Annotated in this window: 14 protein-coding genes; 4 read left to right on the top strand and 10 right to left on the bottom strand. The window is 43.7% G+C overall.

Annotation, left to right across the window (positions count from 1 at the left end):
- The 7 genes from R7F67_RS15010 to R7F67_RS14980 form a co-directional block, all read right to left on the bottom strand.
- The gene (locus R7F67_RS15010; RefSeq protein WP_017634702.1) at nucleotides 1-945 is read right to left on the bottom strand and encodes a hypothetical protein; all 945 of its coding nucleotides are present in this window, start codon (nucleotides 943-945) and stop codon (nucleotides 1-3) included.
- Between the two features lie 3 nt (nucleotides 946-948).
- On the bottom strand, nucleotides 949-1,893 hold the full coding sequence (locus R7F67_RS15005; protein ID WP_017634701.1) for a hypothetical protein: 945 nt from the start codon (nucleotides 1,891-1,893) through the stop codon (nucleotides 949-951).
- Nucleotides 1,894-1,896: 3 nt separating this feature from the next.
- Entirely contained in the window at nucleotides 1,897-2,841 is a 945-nt protein-coding gene (locus tag R7F67_RS15000) for a hypothetical protein (protein WP_017634700.1), read from the bottom strand.
- Between the two features lie 3 nt (nucleotides 2,842-2,844).
- Nucleotides 2,845-3,795, bottom strand: coding sequence for a hypothetical protein (locus R7F67_RS14995; RefSeq protein ID WP_054577052.1), 951 nt, complete (start codon nucleotides 3,793-3,795; stop codon nucleotides 2,845-2,847).
- Between the two features lie 3 nt (nucleotides 3,796-3,798).
- A complete protein-coding gene (locus R7F67_RS14990) occupies nucleotides 3,799-4,743 on the bottom strand; it encodes a hypothetical protein (protein WP_017634698.1) in 945 nt (314 codons plus the stop codon).
- Between the two features lie 3 nt (nucleotides 4,744-4,746).
- Nucleotides 4,747-8,244 (bottom strand): T6SS effector BTH_I2691 family protein, encoded by a 3,498-nt coding sequence (locus R7F67_RS14985; RefSeq protein WP_054577051.1) that lies wholly within the window; start codon nucleotides 8,242-8,244, stop codon nucleotides 4,747-4,749.
- A 262-nt stretch (nucleotides 8,245-8,506) separates the two neighbouring features.
- Entirely contained in the window at nucleotides 8,507-10,840 is a 2,334-nt protein-coding gene (locus R7F67_RS14980; RefSeq protein ID WP_318057251.1) for a YgiQ family radical SAM protein, read from the bottom strand.
- A gap of 425 nt (nucleotides 10,841-11,265) precedes the next feature.
- Here R7F67_RS14980 and R7F67_RS14975 point away from each other — a divergent pair, with 425 nt between their 5' ends.
- The 3 genes from R7F67_RS14975 to R7F67_RS14965 all read left to right on the top strand — a co-directional run bounded on the left by R7F67_RS14975 (nucleotide 11,266) and on the right by R7F67_RS14965 (nucleotide 14,872).
- Nucleotides 11,266-13,722, top strand: a complete 2,457-nt coding sequence (locus tag R7F67_RS14975; protein WP_104979508.1) for an EAL domain-containing protein — start codon at nucleotides 11,266-11,268, stop codon at nucleotides 13,720-13,722.
- 86 nt (nucleotides 13,723-13,808) lie between these two features.
- Nucleotides 13,809-14,519: a hypothetical protein gene (locus tag R7F67_RS14970; RefSeq protein WP_054577049.1), complete on the top strand. Its 711-nt coding sequence runs from the start codon at nucleotides 13,809-13,811 to the stop codon at nucleotides 14,517-14,519.
- 152 nt (nucleotides 14,520-14,671) lie between these two features.
- The gene (locus R7F67_RS14965; protein WP_005376762.1) at nucleotides 14,672-14,872 is read left to right on the top strand and encodes a DUF4250 domain-containing protein; all 201 of its coding nucleotides are present in this window, start codon (nucleotides 14,672-14,674) and stop codon (nucleotides 14,870-14,872) included.
- Nucleotides 14,873-14,893: 21 nt separating this feature from the next.
- Here the strand turns inward: R7F67_RS14965 and metR are convergent, their stop codons facing one another.
- A complete protein-coding gene (gene metR / locus R7F67_RS14960; RefSeq protein WP_005386724.1) occupies nucleotides 14,894-15,805 on the bottom strand; it encodes an HTH-type transcriptional regulator MetR in 912 nt (303 codons plus the stop codon).
- Between the two features lie 281 nt (nucleotides 15,806-16,086).
- Between metR and metE the strand changes: the two genes are divergently transcribed.
- Nucleotides 16,087-18,369, top strand: a complete 2,283-nt coding sequence (metE, locus tag R7F67_RS14955; RefSeq protein ID WP_054577048.1) for a 5-methyltetrahydropteroyltriglutamate--homocysteine S-methyltransferase — start codon at nucleotides 16,087-16,089, stop codon at nucleotides 18,367-18,369.
- Nucleotides 18,370-18,502: 133 nt separating this feature from the next.
- Here metE and R7F67_RS14950 read toward each other — a convergent pair whose 3' ends face one another.
- Both R7F67_RS14950 and R7F67_RS14945 read right to left on the bottom strand, forming a co-directional pair.
- Nucleotides 18,503-18,895, bottom strand: a complete 393-nt coding sequence (locus tag R7F67_RS14950; protein WP_005386726.1) for a GspS/AspS pilotin family protein — start codon at nucleotides 18,893-18,895, stop codon at nucleotides 18,503-18,505.
- 3 nt (nucleotides 18,896-18,898) lie between these two features.
- Complete coding sequence (locus R7F67_RS14945; RefSeq protein WP_005386727.1) at nucleotides 18,899-19,195, bottom strand: YciI family protein; 297 nt, start codon at nucleotides 19,193-19,195, stop codon at nucleotides 18,899-18,901.
- Nucleotides 19,196-19,277: the final 82 nt, after the last annotated feature.

Here is a 19,277-nt window from a genome sequence, read left to right as displayed (position 1 = left end):
TTACTCCAGAGCTGTAGTTAGTTTAGACTTTGATTGTTCGATTTCAGACTCGGTTTGCCACTTGCCGTTGTAAAGGTATTCACGCTCAGGAAGTGGGGCATTTGACGCCCTTAAATCAAATACCTCTTCGGTTTGATATTCTCTACTACAAACTGGAATACTAAAGAGCCTTGATTCTGGCTTCGATTCAAACAGCTTTTTGTGGTCATCTACCTCTGTACAATCCAGCTTGTAGACCTTTGACAGTTGCGCGATCATGGATTCTAAATCTGCTTCAGTTTTAAAGAAAACATAACAATCTGATCTATCTTGTGAGCGAAAGATAGTCTTATGAGCAGTATCTCGATATCTGCATATGTCCTGCTTAAAATAGAATTGGATCACTTTCCTTTTCTTGTTGTAGCCCGCAAACAGCCAATCTTCTCGTTCGCCTACTCTCACTTCTGTTGGTTCATCAGGCTGACGTTTAAGCATACCAAATGAAACCAATATAAACCCACCAGCTCCGGCAAGAACCATGGGTCCAGCAACCCCAACCATCACGACACAAACTATTGCTCCAATCCAGCCCATGGCTTGAGTCGCAGAGTTGACCCAATTCGGTAAATCACGTCGCTTTTTTATAACCAATCCGCGATCGGACAAGATGTAATCATAACGATTGTCCAACCCAAATGTCAGGTAAGATACACCAGACATGATAATCGTCAGACCCGATAAAATGTAAGTTAAGATCATGTCACTGTTATCATGTAGGAAATAGGTAAGGAAAAATAATGGACTGACAGCGGCTATAGCAATCGATAGGTATAAGTATCGAAAAGGCTCTTCAATATCGTGCTTGTGCCAGGTTGTGAGGTTCATCCCCTTTAGAATTTCTTGCTCTTGTTCTTCTTGATAAGCCGAAAGCTCGTCTGGCGTGATGTAAAAAGGTAAATAAGCCAAGGGTTACTCCTTGGCTGTCGTTAGTTCAGGTTTTGATTGTTCGATTTCAGATTCCGTTTGCCACTTGCCGTTGTAAATACGTCGCCATTCAGGAAGTGGGGCGTTTTTAGCTCTCAGGTCAAAGGTATCGGCTACCGGAAATTCAAGGCTGCGAGAAGGGATATCTTCAATTCGAGGTTCAGGTCTTCCTTCAAAAAACGCTTTATGGTCTGGAAAATCAATACATTCAATGTCGTATTTGTTTGAAAGGGTCTCTAGCATTGCATCTAGGTCTTGAACAGTCCTAAAGAATATGTAGCTATAACCACGAGTTTGAGCTCTGAAGATGGTATGCTTCTCTAGGCTCCATTTAGAACACTCGTCATACTTGTGGTAGAAGCGAATCACTTTACGCTTTTTGTTGTAGTAGGCGAACAGCCAATCTTCTGTCTCTGCTACTCGAACTTCCGTAGGTTCGTCAGGCTGACGATTTAGCATACGAAATGAAACCAGTATAAACCCTCCAGCACCGACAAGAACCATGGGCCCAGCAATACCTACCATTACTACACAAACTATAGCACCAACCCAGCCCATGACCTGCGTTGCTGAGTTTACCCAATTAGGTAAATCACGTCGCTTTTTTATAACTAACCCGCGATCGGACAAGGTGTAATCATAACGATTGTCCAACCCAAATGTCAGATAAGATACACCAGACATGATTATAGTCAGACCCGATAAAATGTAAGTTAAGATCATGTCGCTGTTGTCATGTAGGAAATAGGTAAGGAAAAATAATGGACTGACAGCGGCTATAGCAATCGATAGGTATAAGTATCGAAAAGGCTCTTCAATATCGTGCTTGTGCCAGATTGTTAGATTCATCCCCTTTAGAATTTGTTGCTCTTGTTCTTCTTGGTAGGACGAAAATTCTTCTGGCGTGATGTAAAAAGGTAAATAAGCCAAGGGTTACTCCTTGGTTGTTGTTAGTTCAGATTTAGATTTTTCAATCTCAGATTCCATTTGCCACTTGCCGTTGTAAAGGTATTCACGTTCTGGGAGCGGGGCTTTTGAAGCTCTTAAATCAAATACCTCATCGGTTTGATATTCTTTATAACAAACTGGCGTGCCAAACAGTCTAGCCTCTGGCTTAGCTTCAAATAGCTTTTTGTGGTCGGCGACTTCCGTACAGTCAAGCTTATATTCTGTAGCTAGTTGATTGACCATAGACTCTAAGTCAGACAAGGTTTTGAAAAATACGTAATAGTGGAATCGGTTGTGTAAGCGTGAAATCTTAGTATGTTCTATATTAATATATTCGCATGTGTCATGCTTAAAAAAGAACTTAATTACTTTTCTTTTCTTATTGTAATCAGCAAAGAGCCAGTCTTCACGTTCTCCGACCCTCACTTCTGTTGGTTCATCTGGTTGGCGTTTAAGCATTTTAAAGGAGACTAATATAAAAGCACCAGCGCCTGCTAACGCCATCGGGCCAACCATCGCTACCATCACCACACACACCACTGCACCTATCCAGCCAACGGCTTGCGTGGCGGTATTCACCCACTTAGGCATGTTGCGACGTTTCTTCATCACAAAGCCTTTGTCAGAAAAAATATAGTCATAGCGATAGTCGAGGCCAATCGTAAGGTAAAAGGCTCCAGATACCATCACCGACAAAATAAAAGAAAAAATAGTTACGTCAACCGTGTCACTCGTGTGTATAAACAAAGTTAATAGGAATGGAGCGATCACAAATGGAAGCGCAAAAAGTTTAAAGTAATAGCGAAATGGTTCCTCTACATCATACTTATGCCATGTTCTGACGTTATCGCCTGCGAGTATTTCTTGCTCTTGTGCCTCTTGATAAACTGCCAACTCTTCTGGGGTGACGTAAAATGGTGAATATGCCAAGGCTTACTCCAGAGCTGTAGTTAGTTTAGACTTTGATTGTTCGATTTCAGACTCGGTTTGCCACTTACCGTTGTATATACGTTGCCATTCAGGAAGCGGGGCGTTTTGAGCTCTCAGGTCAAAGGTATCGACTACTGGAAATTCAAGGCAGCGAGAAGGGATATCTTCAATTCGAGGTTCAGGTCTTCCTTCAAAAAACGCTTTATGGTCAGGAAAATCAATACATTCAATACCGTACTTGTTTGAAAGGGTTTCTAGCATCGCATCTAAGTCTTGAACAGTCCTAAAGAATATGTAGCTATCACCACGAGTTTGAGCTCTGAAGACGGTGTGTTTCTCTAGGTTCCATTTAGAACACTCGTCATACTTGTGGTAGAAGCGAATCACTTTACGCTTTTTATTGTAGTAGGCGAACAGCCAATCCTCACGCTCACCGACTTTAATTTCGGCTACTTCGTCTGGTTGACGTTTAAGCATTTTAAAGGAAACCAATATAAAGGCCCCAGCGCCAGCTAAAGCCATTGGACCAACAAGAATTACCATTAATATACATGTGCTAGCGCCCACCCAGCCTGTTACTTGACTCGCATTGTTCATCCATTTTGGAATGGTACTACTAGACTTTGCAACAAGTCCTTTTTCTGAAAAAACATAATGGTACTGCTTTAAAAGCCCCCATCTCATTAGGAAATAAAAAAGTGCCACGCAAAATGAAAGTACACATGCTAAGAAAATGGTGTCATCGTTTTGGTCAAAGTTTGCTAAGGCAAAAAATATCGCAATACAGACAAACAAGGTTACGAGAGTAAAATAGAGGTGAATGTATCGAGAAGGCATCTCGACGTTTACAACACTCCAACGTAAAACATTGCTAACCGAGCTGATTCTTTGCTCTTGAGCCTCTTGATAAACCGCCAATTCTTTTGGGGTGATGTAAAAAGGTGAATAAGCCAATGTTTATACCTTGGCTGCTGTTGGTTCAGATTTTGATTGTTCGATTTCAGACTCGGTTTGCCACTTGCCGTTGTAAAGGTATTCACGCTCAGGAAGTGGGGCATTTGACGCCCTTAAATCAAATACCTCTTCGGTTTGATATTCTCTACTACAAACTGGAATACTAAAGAGCCTTGATTCTGGCTTCGATTCAAACAGCTTTTTGTGGTCATCTACCTCTGTACAATCCAGCTTATATTCAGTAGCTAACTGATTTACCATCGATTCTAAGTCCGTTTCAGTTTTGAAAAATACGTAGCAATCAGATCTGCTATGTGAACGGACAATAGTGTTGTGTTCCATATCGATATATTCACACTTATCCTGCTTAAAGTAGAACTGGATCACTTTGCGCTTTTTGTTGTAGTCGGCAAACAACCAATCTTCACGCTCTCCAATTCTCACTTCTGTTGGTTCATCGGGCTTGCGTTTTAACATACCAAATGAGAATAAAATAAGAGCGCCCGATCCAGCTAACGCCATCGGGCCAACTACCGCTACCATCAAAACGCAAACTACCGCACCGATCCAGCCAACGGCTTGTGTGGCGGTATTCGCCCACTTAGGCATGTTGCGACGCTTCTTCATCACAAAGCCTTTGTCAGAAAAGATATAGTCATAGCGATAGTCGAGGCCAATCGTAAGATAAAAGATCCCGGCCATCATTACTGACAAGATAAGGCCAAAAAAGGTCACGACAAGCGTATCACTTGAGTGTGTCAAAAATACAATTACAAATAAGAAGCTCATAAATGGCAAAGCCGTTAACTTGTAATGGTAGCGAAATGGCTCTTCTACATCATACTTATGCCATGTTGTTAAATTGTCCCCTTTGAGAATCTCTTGCTCTTGTGCTTCTTGATAAACCGCCAATTCTTCTGGGGTGATATAAAACGGTGAATATGCCAAGGGTTACTCCTGAAAACCTAGTGTGCCAACAGCGGGGGTGAGTGTTTTTTTAATTATGTCTTGTTTGATATTGTCTGAAATAATGCCATAAGTTGCACTCTGTTTTATGCCGTTTTGGAACCAATACTCACGCTTAGCAGGGGCATCATCTTCCACATCGTAAGCTACTTGCATTGTAAGGTAATGATCTGCTTCTTCAATTGGCAAGGTTACTTTGTACACCAGTGATTCTTTGCTCGCTTGATCTTGAGTTTGTAGCGTGACTAAATCTGCGTTTTGATGCCACGAGCCTGACATCAAATCATCTTCTGTTGCCTTGCTGTTAGTTCTCAACGTAATACCATTCGTTGCAGCACGCCTTGGCAGTTGAATATGCACTTCCAAACCGATTAACACACGATGTGTGTAACTTGGGTAAGCTTGTACTTTTTCAATAGGTTGATGGTATACCGTAGGCTGTTGAATAATAGATTGTAAGTCAAACAGCGCTTGCTGAACCAATGCTGAATTATGCTTCTCTCTTTCGGGTAAGCTCGAAGATTGGCTCCACTGAGTGCGAGTCGGGTGATAACCCCAAGGCAGTTTATCTAACCATTTTTGGAAATCATCTTGTTTCAGCTTATTCAACTTATAATTGATGGCTAGGTATGCAATCGTGAGAATAACCAGGCCGGCCGTTATAAGCCCGCCAAAGGATAAGTTTAATGCAAATTGTCCAGTTAACCCTCCGTATACTTGGAATATACCGACAGCTGACATTGCTGTTAATACTAGGGAATTTGCTACATGCAGATATTTTTCTTGACTATAAACTTTGTCAGCACTCTGCCAAGAACGGTAAGCCTCAATACCCGAAGCTAACGCACCTAAAGCCCCTGTGATTGCTAGCCATTTATTGAATACCTTTAGGTCATCAAGGTTTAAGTTTTTAAAGGTATCTTCGTTTCTATTCACTAACTTTTTTAAGACATTATATGAATGTGACCTTAACCTAGGTTCACCCTTCACTTTCTCCCATAACTTACCTGTACGAACACCTGTCCAAGCGTTGACTGTGTAAAATAACTTTTGCTGGATATCCAAAAATTCATCTGAGGACATTAACCCCGTGTCTTGAATACTGCTCATGGCATCACCAAGCGCGATGCAGTTAAATATTAATGCCAGAAAGCCTAGACCACCGGCATTCTCGAACAGTTTATTCAAATCATCGAGTTTATTCATAGCGATCCGCGTTCTAAGCTCGACGGTTCTTTGCGTTAGATCATCAGGTAACTCAATGTACTGCGGGTACTCCAATGTAGCTACAGCGAGAGCCTTCTTAATAGTCTTTCTATTTTCTAAAGCTGTTGTGTATTTAGAGTCAGCTTTGCGGTTATTTTTCTGGAAGTCAGCAATGATGGCATTGTTTTTTTCGAGCTTAATCAGATAATCATTTACGCGTGTTTTCCATTTTTTAAAATCGTGAGCGTAACCTTCTTTTATTGTTACGGGCATATTGTGTGCCATATGTTCTGCAATAACGGCAAATAAATAATAGCTATGACGGTTCAGAGGTTTAGCGAAAACAGGCATCAGCGAAATTGATACTTGTGAGGTCATGCTAACACCAAACTCTACAACGCCTTTTGCAAGCGCACCTATTGCAGATTTAAAAATAATATCCAGCTCTTGGAAACCTTTGGCGATATCTTTGAGAAAAGCTGTTTCCGCAGTGTTTGGGTTGGAAACAAAGTCCATGATCTTAGAGTACATATTCACGCGGTTGCTGGTATCAGATATCTGGTCCATCAACTGATTATCAGGATCAGGATTTTCTGAGACGATCGACTGTTCATCAAGCGCCTCTGTAATATTCTTCTCCATCACTTTAAATAAACTACGACTAAACCCAGAGGCATAGAGTGCGAGTAAACTGGTTGGTTTCTCCCATTGGCTTTCTGCCCATTGGCGGTCTTCTTCTTGCATCACCAAAGTAAATGACTCAACCGCTTGCTTGTGCAGTTGATACAAGCTGTACTGTGTGTCTTCGCTGTATAGGTCGAAGGTTCTTTCAAGGTGATGCGGCGTTAAGGACTCCATTACTGCGATAAAGTCGCGTTTGACCGAAACCACTTGGGTTAGCATGTTTTCTTTTTGTTCTGACAGCTCTTGCATCTCGCTCAGCATTTGCTTCCAGTTGAGCTGCTGACGCCAGCGTTCAGTCGCTATCCATTGTTCGTATTTACCAAAACGGCTCGCAGAAATTCGATATTTGTCCTGTATCGCTTTAGCAATGTCACTTTGGGTATGTTGGTGTGATTCAATCGCTCCAGCGGAAAATTTAGCAGGATAGCCGGACTGAACTGAGCTTTTGTTCTGCTCTGCCAAATCAAGTTGGTGAGAGGAGTCATAATAGTCAGCCATGTCGGTATAAAACGACAGCTCTTCGCCGTTACGCTTAACGCTAGCTGGCATGTCTATCTCGTCACTTGCACCAAACATACACAGTTGCATGGCGGTCTGCATCAAGTTCCACTGGTTTGAAAACTGGTCAGTGAAAAGGCGGTAAGGGCTTGCGGCACCAACAAAATGCAGTGACATATCTTGAATGTCTGCGGCGTAATCTTTTATCGCGACGAAGTAGCCTGATTCTTCTTCTGGAATCGCAGAGGTTAAATCGCTTTCGACTGCGACAGGTTTAAAAACAGAACCATCTTCATCTGCTTTGGTGGCGATGCCAGAATCCGCAAAGCGACCATCATCGACGGCAGAAGATTCAATATCAGCGACTTGGGTTAACTTATCTATTGGTGCAATGTTGTGCTGATTCTCGTTTGAGGACAGAACAATGGTTTGCATGCGATCGATATGATTACTCGGATTGTTAAGTACGCGCATGAACGTGTGCCATGTCCAGCGGTGCTCAGAGAAGCAAATCGATAGTACGCTTCCGTTGACGTAAGTAAGGAAGGCCTTTGCATCTTGTGGTGTCCCACGCTGCTCTGATTTTGGGCTTTCTGATTCTCCCAACTTATAGAGCGTGAATTGCGTTCCTTTGATTTCGTATTCGTCTAAGCTTTTGTTGATTGCATCATAGACATACAGCCAACCGTCGCGCAGTTGACGCAGGGTGTAACCAACGGTATTGAGTTTGGCTGGGCCTTGGCCTTTCCATTCTTCAGGCAAACCAAAAGGTTGTGTCTCTTCTGTTTCTAGCTGATCGATGGCATAGCGGACTGGGATAAAGTGCGCAGGTGATGCTTCCGTTGCTTCTTTCTCAGTTTTTAAATTGAGAGGCTCTGGTTCAGACGGCGGTGGCGGATCGATTTTTTTTGTTTCTCCCTCCCAAAACATACTGCGCTCTGGGGGTGAGCCAGCAAGATCATCGGATTCCGTGGTTGGAACGATATTCAGCGATTTCAGTGTACCATCGCTTTCAAATGCCTGAACGGCCTCCTCATAGGTATAGCTGTTGTCATACCAGAACATAGAAGTTTTTGGGGGAAGTGGATTATTCATCGTTAGCCCATGTTTAAGAGTTTTACTCTGTTACGCAAATATCGCACCAAAATAAAGCAATTAAAAATCAATAAGTTATGCTTTTATGGTTTTGCTTCAATCAAATAATTGTTTGTTTTTCCAATAAGTTGGTTGGTGTTTACCATTTTTTGTATTGATTGAATCAAAGTTTGAGTTATTAGTGATGCTTCAATGAGCTGACAAAACAAAAGGGCTCCAGAGTTAACTCTGGAGCCCTTTCTAGTATTTAAGCTCTAAATAATTAGCGACGCTTTGGTTTACGTTGACCAGCTGGTTTGCCTTGTCCTTGTGGGCGACCTTGGCCTTGCGGCTTGCTACCTGCCGGGCGGTTTGCACCGTTGCCGCTAGGACGTTGGCCGTTGCTTGCAGGGCGTTGACCACCTGTAGCTTTGCCAGAACCGTTACGGTTACCAGATGGTTTACCATCTTTTGAACCGCCTTCAGAGCGTTTGTTCAAATGACCACCGAAGCCTGGTTGGTTTTTGGTATGTTTGGTTGCAAAGCGGTTTGCCCCGTGACGACCAGATTTACGACGTTGCGCAGGTGTTTGTGCTTCAATGTCTTCTGCAGGAACGAGACAGCCTTGTTTGTCACCAATCAAATGTTTTTTACCCATACTGACTAGGGCTTCACGGATCATTGGCCAGTTTGCTGGATCGTGGTAACGCAACAGCGCTTTATGTAGGCGACGTTGACGTTCACCTTTTGCTACAGGTACATCTTCACGTTTTTTGTACTTCACGCGTTTCAGAGGGTTTGTCTCTGAGTAGTACATCGACGTTGCGTTACACATTGGCGAAGGGTAGAAGTTTTGTACTTGGTCACATTCGAAGTTGTTCTTTTTGAGCCACAGAGCAAGGTTCAGCATGTCTTCGTCTTCTGTGCCTGGGTGCGCAGAGATAAAATAAGGGATTAAGTACTGCTTCTTGCCTGCTTCTGCACTGTATTTCTCGAACATCTCTTTAAAGCGATCGTACGTACCCATGCCTGGCTTCATCATCAGATCAAGAGGACCTTTCTCTGTATGTTCCGGTGCAATCTTCAAGTAACCGCCTACGTGGTGAGTAACGAGCTCTTTCACGTATTCTGGTGATTCAATCGCAAGGTCGTAACGTACGCCAGATGCAACCATCACTTTCTTCACGCCTTCAACTTTACGCGCTTCGCGGTATAAATCGATCGTGTGTTTGTGGTCTGTGTTTAGCTTGTTACAGATGCCCGGGAATACACAAGAAGGACGACGACAGTTCGCTTCCGCTTTTGGATCTTTACAGCCCAGGCGGTACATGTTTGCAGTCGGGCCACCAAGATCGGAAATTGTGCCGGTAAAGCCTGGAACTTTGTCGCGAATTTCTTCAATCTCGTTGATGATAGACTCTTTCGAACGGTTTTGAATGATTCGACCTTCATGCTCGGTAATCGAACAGAAAGAACAGCCACCAAAGCAACCACGCATGATGTTCACAGACGTCTTGATCATGTCGTACGCAGGAATTTTTGCTTTGCCGTACATAGGATGAGGAACACGCGCGTAAGGCAGGCCAAACACAAAGTCCATCTCTTCGGTCGTCAATGGAATTGGAGCTTGGTTTACCCAAAGTTCACGATCACCATGGCTTTGAAGTAACGCTCGACCAGAGTACGGGTTCGTTTCTAAATGCAGTACACGGCTTGCATGCGCATAAAGAATGCGATCGTTTCTTAGCTTTTCAAACGAAGGTAAACGGACCGCAGTCGTCGCAGCATCGTGGCGTGATGGGCGAATTGTGATTGGTTGTGCAACTGGCTCGTCTTTTTTAGTTTCACACTGAGTTTCTACTTCGTATGGGTTCTTTGGTACGAACGCTTCTTTACGAGGTTTTTCAATACGAGAAGAATCAATAACCGTGTAGCCTTCTGGCGCGACTGGCAAGTTCACGGCAGTACCACGAATATTGGTCATGGTGCTGATGTCTTCGCCGTTTGCGATGCGATGTGCTATTTCGACAAGTGCGCGTTCTGCGTTACCAAAAAGTAGGATGTCTGCTTTTGCATCAAATAGTACCGAACGGCGAACTTTATCTGACCAGTAATCGTAGTGCGCAACACGGCGTAGGCTGGCTTCGATACCACCTAAAACAATAGGTACTTCTTTGTAAGCTTCACGACAACGCTGAGAGTAAACCAAAGTCGCGCGGTCTGGGCGTTTACCACCTTCGTTATTTGGTGTGTACGCGTCATCGTGACGAAGCTTTTTATCCGCGGTGTAACGGTTGATCATGGAGTCCATGTTACCCGCAGTGATCCCGAAGAACAGATTTGGCTTACCAAGTTGCATGAACGCATCTTTATTTTGCCATTCTGGTTGAGCAATGATACCGACACGGAAACCTTGTGCTTCTAGCAGGCGGCCAATGATAGCCATACCAAAGCTTGGGTGATCCACATAAGCGTCACCGGTTACAATGATAATGTCACAGCTATCCCATCCTAGGGCATCCATTTCTTTGCGACTGGTCGGCAAGAAAGGTGCCGTACCAAAACACTCTGCCCAGTATTTTTTGTACTCATGAATAGGAGTGATGTTATTGGTCATATTTTGCTCTCTGTTCCAGGGAGCGCGAATTATAGCGATTTGATTATCAGGTATCTATAACAAACTCATCTATTCAAGCTTAGTTCATCGAGTTTTATTTGGTTTGTAAAAATATCAATGCTCTATCGGCGATTTTCTGTCTAATTTCACCTTGAAAGCCTCATGGTTATAGATCGGTTCATGAAAAATGTCGCAATCTTAATACAAAGCATAAGCAATGGTGTGCTTATATGGGGTAAAGCCTATAATCAAATTAGTGCATATTAAATGCAAAAGGCTGAGCTGCTCTGGAAATAGTTCTAAGTCGATAGGCTTATCGTTGACACAATCCATCTATAAAGAGGATCGGCAGGTCCCAACTGGAATGTCGCGAATTGACTGTGAATTTTGAGCCTTGGGCTAATTACAAAAAAAGGGGCTAGGGTATGAGTGAATCTACGACAACAGTGCATCCAAAAATGCAAACGACTTCCAGTCTAACTCCTGTTATAGAGTGGTCTTACGATATTGATACTCGCGAGTTCGAATGTGATCAGCAAGGAATGGCAAAGGCATTTGGGATAAGTACGCCAGTAACCAGCCTAAATAACTTGTTTGATCATATGCTGATGGGGCAACAAGAAACGCTAAAACAACGAATTCTAGAAGTGGAACTCTTTGGCGGACGGGGGCGGTTTTCTTGTTGCATGATGCTAAAAAACGTTAACTTAGTGCACGTTACTATTAGTTTTGAAAGGCTCAATAAGCGCATTATCCAAGGCACTATCATTCCACAATTAACAATCACTGGTTGCGAGGAGTTAGCGAAAATTCTCGAAACGATTTTTGATTTGCCAAATGTAGGCGTTTTAGTTGCCGATGAAGATACGCGCATCTTAGGTTGTAACCGTGCCTTTGAGTTACAAATGGGCTATCAAAACCGAGATCTGGTTGGGCTTAAAACTCATATATTCAGTACCTCTCACCATAGCCAAGCGTTTTATGATCAGCTGTGGCAGCAAATTAATGATGAAGGATGTTGGTGTGGTAACTTGCTGAGCAAAACAGCAAACGGTAGCAACCAAGCTCATCATCTTTGTATTTACCGACTTACGTTTCATTCTGGACGAATTCTTTATCTCGGATTTTCTACGGATATTTCTGCTTCGTTGTTGTGGATGAAAAATCGTTGTGAACAACAGCATGATTGGGCTGCCTTTTTACCGACGAGGAAAGAATTTGAACTCCAATTAGCTACCTTAGCGAATGAAAGCAGAAATAAAGAACTCAACATTGTTATGACACTAAGACCTAAGTTTTCGGAGAGATACTTGCTTGAACAGCAATTAGGTTTTGCAGATTTTATTATGCGAAGTCGCTACACCAGTATTGCGGGGCAGTTATCTCGGGATGTGTTTGTCGTATGCTTGCAGACCCCTCATTGTCAATGGTTGAGCCCGGTTCGTTTGATCCAAATTGCCATGAAAGGGTTCTTTAATGAGCTTAGAAATGAAATGGGCACAAAAATGCATGCCACTATCGTTAAAGGCCAAACTGGTGTGTCAATCCTTGGCTATGATACGAACCGACCAAGACAAGCGCTAGCACATGCAGCGCAAGCGATGTTGTCCTCTATTTCCGGTGAAGGTAGCTATTTCAACTTTTACGACAGTGAACTTCACTCTGAATTAGTGAAGCGCCAACATCTCGAGGCGTTTTTGGAGGCGCAAATAGAGAGTGGGCTAGTGGACGTTTACTTTCAACCGATTATCGACGTTCAAACCGGAAGCGTGGTTAAGTTCGAGGCTCTCGCACGCTTCTATGATGAAAATGATGCGTATTGCACGCAAAAGATGATCGCTATTATTGAAGATCTAGAACTCATAGCGGCACTTGATGATGTGGTCTGCCAAGCTGCGTTGAAGCACTTTCCGCGCTTACAAGAAATTTATGGCGAGGAAGTGGGCGTGACCATCAATCGCTCCCTCAATACGAAATTGGATTCTCTTCAGATCCTTCAGCGGTCGCATGATTTGATTAAAGCCAGTGGTGTAGACCCTAAGCGAGTAACTATCGAGCTAACAGAAACCGCGTATTTTGAACAAGATGAGGAGCATACTCGAGCTCTAGAGGAAGTGCGGAAAGAGGGCATTGAGATCGCGATTGATGACTTCGGTACTGGGTATTCTTCTTTTTCTTATCTAGAAAAAGGGCAGTTTGATTTACTGAAAATAGACCGAAAATTCATCAAGAACATTCATAAAGGGAGCACCAGCTATAACATTGTGAAAATGGTCACCGAGCTTGCACAGCAAATGAATGTAAAAGTGGTTGCTGAAGGCGTGGAATCTAAGCAAGAACTTCAAGTATTGGCAGAAATCGGTGTCGATTACATGCAGGGCTTTCTATTTTCTGCTGCCGTGCCTGTCGATTTGATGGATAAAGCGGACAGTTATGAGCATCTGTTCTCTGACATCGCGATTGAGCCTAAGCAAAGTGATGTGTTGCAATCTTTGAGCCATGAACAAGTCAGGTCTATGGACCCTGGAGAACCGCTCTCCTTGGCAGTGGAGTACATGAATTTGAATCCAAGCTTGCCTTTAGTTGTTCTCAATGAAAATCGTTGTGTTGGGTTAATTACGAAAGAGACGGTGAATTTACACCTAACGCCCTCGATGGGCACAGAGCGAGAAACTGAACGAGAAAGCAGAATTTGGAAGCGTCCTGTTAATCAGATAATGAGCACCGAATTTGTGTTGGTTGATGAGGATTTACCTGTCTCTGTTATTCGAGAGTTGGTTAAAACCGGCATTCGTTTCCCTTGGGTATTGTGTAATACCAAAGAAGAGTACCGTGGAGTTTTAACGCAGGAAGACGCGTTGAAGTATCTTGCTTCTCTGTGAATAAAATTGTCTTACCGTTTTAGCTCATTTGGGGGCCGACTTTCGGTGGTTTGGCGATAGTTGATTTGATATTATCGCCCCCCAAAATGACTTTTGAGCGTGCATTCAACATGATTCAACAATTGCTGGTTAATTTCCCTCCGATGCTATTTGGCGCACAAGCGCTACTGACTTTGCTTCTAATCAAGGGCGATATTTGTCCTGGTCAGCGAGGACGTCTTCATAAAATGTTGCCTGCAGTAGCTGTATTGTGGCTCGCTGTTGCGTCACTTCGCATTGAAGCATTTATGATCGTGTTTGCTATTTTCTACTTCTATTCTCAGGTTCAAACCAAGAAAACGCGTGAAAAAGGGCCACTATGGGCGATGCATTTAGCGAATGGTTTGGCCTTTGCGTATGTGAGTATTCAAGTATTTGAGCAATCAAGCTGGCCAGCATCGATAGCGATGGCGCTAATGATATTTTTCCTTGGGGCGTCATTTTCTCAATTGCTGCTTACGATAGCTCGCAGCAGATTACAGGCATTTCACCGTATTTTACCAGTTACGGGCATTGTGTCTGGAATGCTATTAGTCATCGCAACGTTGTTTGCTTCTTACCAGTTAAATGAAGCCACACTAAACGCTGCGACACAGCCGATCTTGCTGTCTTTAGCTATGCTAATTTCTTCAATTATTGTGTGGTGTTGGCATATTTTTACGCATAAGAAACCAGAAAAGGTGCAGCTGAGCGTTGCCTTGTTGCTAGCACTCGCGTCGATGACGAGCCTGCAAGGTTTATTCTCTCTCGCGGCTTAACCTCTATTCTAAAGACAAAGCTAGACAGCTTATATCCAAGTGCTTTCTTGGTGCTTGGGTATAAGGTGATCACGTTTTAGAGCGCACTCACTTTAAATTCGCGTGATTACTACTACGCTTGTTTATATACCTTGTCGAAGAGGAGAGTCGCGATGGATTTAAGCAATGTAGGTAATCTGGACAGCACTATTTTGCTAGGTATCGTCAACGAAAAGCTACGTTTAGAGTGCGACAGTTTTGACGAGTTAGTATCAGTGTATGAGATGGATGTAGAGTCTGTAGTCGGCAAGCTTGATATGCTCGGTTATCAGTACGATCCATTGACTAACCAATTTAAAGCATATCAACGCTAAGCCTTTCATAACCCAAATCTTTTAAGCCACCTTGATTCCGTCAAGGTGGCTTTTACATTGTAGCCTCGCGGTTGCGAAAAAAGCTTGTAAGTAACGCTTTTCTTTCTCTGAGTGACGCGTTGCAGCAAACAAGCGACGCCATAAGCCTTGGCCGAAAGGTTTACTGGTAATAAGACCTTGGCGAGAAAATTCAGAAATCGCCCAATTGGGTAGTGCCGCCACCCCTAATCCAGCAGAGACCATCTGAACTAACATGAGAGTGTTGTCGGCTTGCTTCCATTTCGCAGGTTCTATTCCTGCTGGCTGAAGAAAGTGTTTTACGACGTCTAGCCTTTGTTTTTGAACCGGATAAGAGAGCATGGTTTGATCTGCGAGATCTTGCGGCTCAATAATTTCTTTTTCCGCCAATGGGTGGTTGGTTGCGGTAATTAAACGCATTTCAAAGTCGAATAGAGGCTCGTAGTGGACTTCGGATCGAGGTTGGATATCGGAAGTAATAACGAGATCGAGTTCGCCTGCCAATAGAGCTGGGAGTGGTTCAAAGCCAAAACCAGAGGAAAAGTCCAATGTTACGCTAGGCCAAGCAAGTTGGTACTCCCTAAGTGCAGGCATTAGCCATTGGAAGCAAGAGTGACATTCAATGGCCATATGTAATCGGCCATTGACGTCCTCTTTCAAGCTCGCTAAATCATTTTCTGCTCTTGCGAGTTTCGGAAGGATATCTTCTGCAAGACGCAATAGGATTTCTCCCTCTGAAGTGAACTTCACCGGACGAGTCTTTCTCAGGAACAGTTGCCCTCCAATTCGCGCCTCCAAATCTTTGATCTGATGAGACAGTGCCGACTGAGTGAGATGCAAAGCGGTCGCTGTCGCCGTTAGAGAGCCAGTGTCTCGAAGCGAAGTGAGTGTCCGCAAATGTTTTAGCTCTATCATGAATTCCTTTCATCCTTTGTTGCTCGCTATGAACAGAATAGCAATCGTGTAAATAACTTAACGACAAAAAATGGATATGTAAACGTCTAGACGTCTATTTGTTGTTTTTATTTGCGAATCATGTCGCTTCATGATGAATTTTTTTAATAAACAAGTTGAATAAATGGACGTTGTTCTAATATCAGATGAGAGCGATAGTTTAGCCATCCAGACATCTTATTCTTTACCGAAAGATGCTCTGATCCAAACAAATTGAACAAAATTGAGAAAGGAATAGGGACATGGCGACAACGACTCACATACTAGGTTATCCACGCATTGGTGAAAAAAGAGAATTAAAATTCGCTCAGGAGAAATACTGGCGAGGAGAAATTGATCAAGCTGAGCTTAAAAAGGTTGGGGCAGATCTACGCGCCAAAAACTGGCAAACACAAACGGATTCAGGTTTGAGTTTTGCCACTGCTGGCGACTTCGCTTGGTATGATCATGTACTGACGACCACGTTGCTATTGGGTCATGTGCCAAAGCGTCACGCTGATGGTTTCCCTAACCTGGATACGTTGTTCAAAGTGGGTCGCGGTCAATCTCAGGCGGGTTGCAGCTGTGCGGGCGCTGCGGCATCGGATATGACCAAATGGTTCAACACAAACTACCATTACATCGTCCCTGAATTCAGCAAGGACGATACGTTTGAAGTGAGCTGGCCGCAACTGTTTGAAGAAGTCAACGAAGCGCTTCAAGCTGGCCACCAAGTGAAGCCTGTTTTGCTTGGCCCAGTCAGTTACCTTTACTTGGGCAAAGAGGTCGAAGAAGGGTTTGACCGCTTAACCCTGCTACCACGCTTACTTACTGCTTACCAAGCTATTTTGGCAAAGCTAGCAAGTCAAGGTGTTGAGTGGGTTCAGATTGATGAGCCAATTTTGTCACTGGAGCTAGAAAGCAAATGGGCTGATTCGTTTAAGCTGGCCTACCAAGTGATTCGAAGCGATGTAAAAGTGCTGCTAACGACGTACTTTGACTCCGTAAGCGATACGCTAGACAAAATTGTAGAGCTACCGGTGGATGGTTTGCATATCGATTTATCTGCCGTCCCTCAGCAGCTTGACGATGTGGTTGCCAAGTTACCGGAGGGGTGGGTGCTTTCTGCTGGCGTTGTGAATGGTCGTAACGTGTGGCGTTCGGATTTAAGTGCCCAACTCGAGCGTCTACAGCCAGTCAAAGAGAAACTGGGCGACAAACTTTGGGTTGCCAGTTCATGTTCTCTTCTACATAGCCCTGTTGATTTAGCACTGGAAACAGAACTAAGCGAAGAAGTAAAAAGTTGGTTTGCCTTTGCAAAACAAAAAGTGGCAGAAGTCGCCTTGCTTGGCCGAGCGCTCGATGGTGATCAAAATGCGATTCTCGCTTGTGATACCTATAGCCAGACAATCAAAGCGCGCAAGACAGCAACACATGTGAATAAACCTCAAGTACAAGCGCGTTTAAACAACATTACCGCGTCACTTGCCGAGCGCAGCGCACCTTATGCAGAGCGTGCTGCGCATCAAGCTGAAGTATTGGGCTTGCCTTTGTTGCCAACAACGACAATCGGCTCTTTTCCTCAAACGGGTGAAATCCGGGTGCAGCGCAGCGCTTATCGTACAGGTCAATTATCTGAGTCTGAATATATCCAAGCACTTAAAGGACATATTGCTGACGCAGTAAAACGTCAAGAGGCGCTCGACCTAGATGTGCTAGTTCATGGTGAAGCAGAGCGTAACGACATGGTGGAATACTTCGCTGAGAACTTGGCGGGTTTTCAAACGACCAAATTTGGTTGGGTACAGAGTTATGGTTCTCGCTGTGTGAAACCTGCCATTGTAGTTGCTGACATTGAACGTGAAAAACCGATCACAGTTGAATGGTCGACGTACGCACAATCGCTAACCAGCAAACAGATGAAAGGCATGTTGACTGGACCAGTAACGATTTTATGTTGGACGTTCCCACGTGAAGACATCACACGTCAAGAAATTGCGCAGCAACTTGCTTTGGCACTGCGTGATGAGGTGTCTGACCTGCAAGATGCAGGCATCAATATCATTCAAATTGATGAGCCAGCCATTCGAGAAGGTTTACCACTCAAAAAACGCGATCACAAAGCGTACTTAGAATGGGCCGTAAATGCGTTTAAGGTCTCTGCGGCAAGTGCAAAACCAGAAACTCAGATTCACACTCATATGTGTTACAGCGAGTTCAATGAAATCATTGATTCGGTTGCGGCACTCGATGCGGACGTCATTACCATTGAAACATCTCGCTCAAATATGGAGCTGCTGAAAGCATTTGAAGAGTTCAATTACCCGAACGAAATTGGCCCTGGTGTTTATGACATTCACTCACCAAACATTCCTACGGAAGAATGGATTGAAGGTTTAATCAAGAAAGCGGCAGAAAAAATTCCGGCTCAACGTTTGTGGGTAAACCCAGATTGTGGTCTGAAAACACGAAACTGGAAGGAGACAGAAGCCGCATTGGCAAATCTGGTTTCAGCGGCGAAGAAGCTCCGTGCTGAGCTGGCGTAACACATCGTTACAGCAAATAAAAACGGAGACTGTGGTCTCCGTTTTTCTATTCTTAATTGTTAACTTTCGTTTTCAGATTATCCAATAATAGCGAATCATCGTCTCATGCCGAAAGCAACAAAAATTACTGTAGCTACTTCACCTGAGTACAAGTCTGTGCGGAAACCAACTCATCTGCCATCAACTGACCGCGAGAATTACGTACCTTAATACGATACATCAAGCCCATATCAATTTGCTTGCGAACTTCTGGGTTGCTGCAGTAGGTATAGATACTGGTATTCAGTACTTGATTTAACGGCTTTGCACCGAGTGCGCCATCGTTATAAATCATCATCATCTCTACAACATTTTTGTTGGATGAGACACGCATTATTTGCAGTGGACCGTACTCTAAAGGGAGGCCCGCAGACAAGACTCCTGCTCGGTTTGATGCCATAAGCTCAAGTTGGCGCTGATTATCATCGGTTGATGAACAGCCAGCCAGAGCACCAAATACCAAGAAAAGACACAGTAATTTTTTCATAAATTAAAACACTTTTTTGAACGGTTTCACGATTACATGATCGTAAACACCAGCCGCTACATAAGGATCGGCTTCTGCCCACGCTTTAGCATCCTCTAGAGAGGCGAATTCAGCGATGACAGTTGAGCCCGTAAATCCAGCTTCTCCAGGATTGTCAGAATCTATCGCAGGCATCGGACCAGCTGTAAGAAGGCGACCTTCGTCTTGTAGCTTTTGTAAGCGATCCAAGTGTTGTGGGCGAACGCTCATGCGTTTTTCCAACGAGTTCTCAACGTCCTGTGAAAAGATGACATACCACATAGCATAGTTCCTTAATTGGTAGGGTAAAGTGTTAATTTAACGCCTTTTTTGTGTCTCTCACAAGTGAACAACAGAAAATGTG

Origin of the sequence: Vibrio sp. YT-17 (assembly GCF_033337375.1) — a bacterium.
GTDB lineage: Bacteria > Pseudomonadota > Gammaproteobacteria > Enterobacterales > Vibrionaceae > Vibrio > Vibrio alginolyticus.
This window is presented reverse-complemented; position numbering and strand designations above follow the sequence as displayed.

Excerpts from the sequence above, each read along its gene's own strand:
- R7F67_RS14985 (WP_054577051.1), bottom strand. The coding sequence starts at position 8,244 with ATGAATAATCCACTTCCCCCAAAAACTTCTATGTTCTGGTATGACAAC.
- R7F67_RS14980 (WP_318057251.1), bottom strand. The coding sequence starts at position 10,840 with ATGACCAATAACATCACTCCTATTCATGAGTACAAAAAATACTGGGCA.
- R7F67_RS14975 (WP_104979508.1), top strand. The coding sequence starts at position 11,266 with ATGAGTGAATCTACGACAACAGTGCATCCAAAAATGCAAACGACTTCC.
- R7F67_RS14970 (WP_054577049.1), top strand. The coding sequence starts at position 13,809 with ATGACTTTTGAGCGTGCATTCAACATGATTCAACAATTGCTGGTTAAT.
- R7F67_RS14965 (WP_005376762.1), top strand. The coding sequence starts at position 14,672 with ATGGATTTAAGCAATGTAGGTAATCTGGACAGCACTATTTTGCTAGGT.
- metR (WP_005386724.1), bottom strand. The coding sequence starts at position 15,805 with ATGATAGAGCTAAAACATTTGCGGACACTCACTTCGCTTCGAGACACT.
- metE (WP_054577048.1), top strand. The coding sequence starts at position 16,087 with ATGGCGACAACGACTCACATACTAGGTTATCCACGCATTGGTGAAAAA.
- R7F67_RS14950 (WP_005386726.1), bottom strand. The coding sequence starts at position 18,895 with ATGAAAAAATTACTGTGTCTTTTCTTGGTATTTGGTGCTCTGGCTGGC.
- R7F67_RS14945 (WP_005386727.1), bottom strand. The coding sequence starts at position 19,195 with ATGTGGTATGTCATCTTTTCACAGGACGTTGAGAACTCGTTGGAAAAA.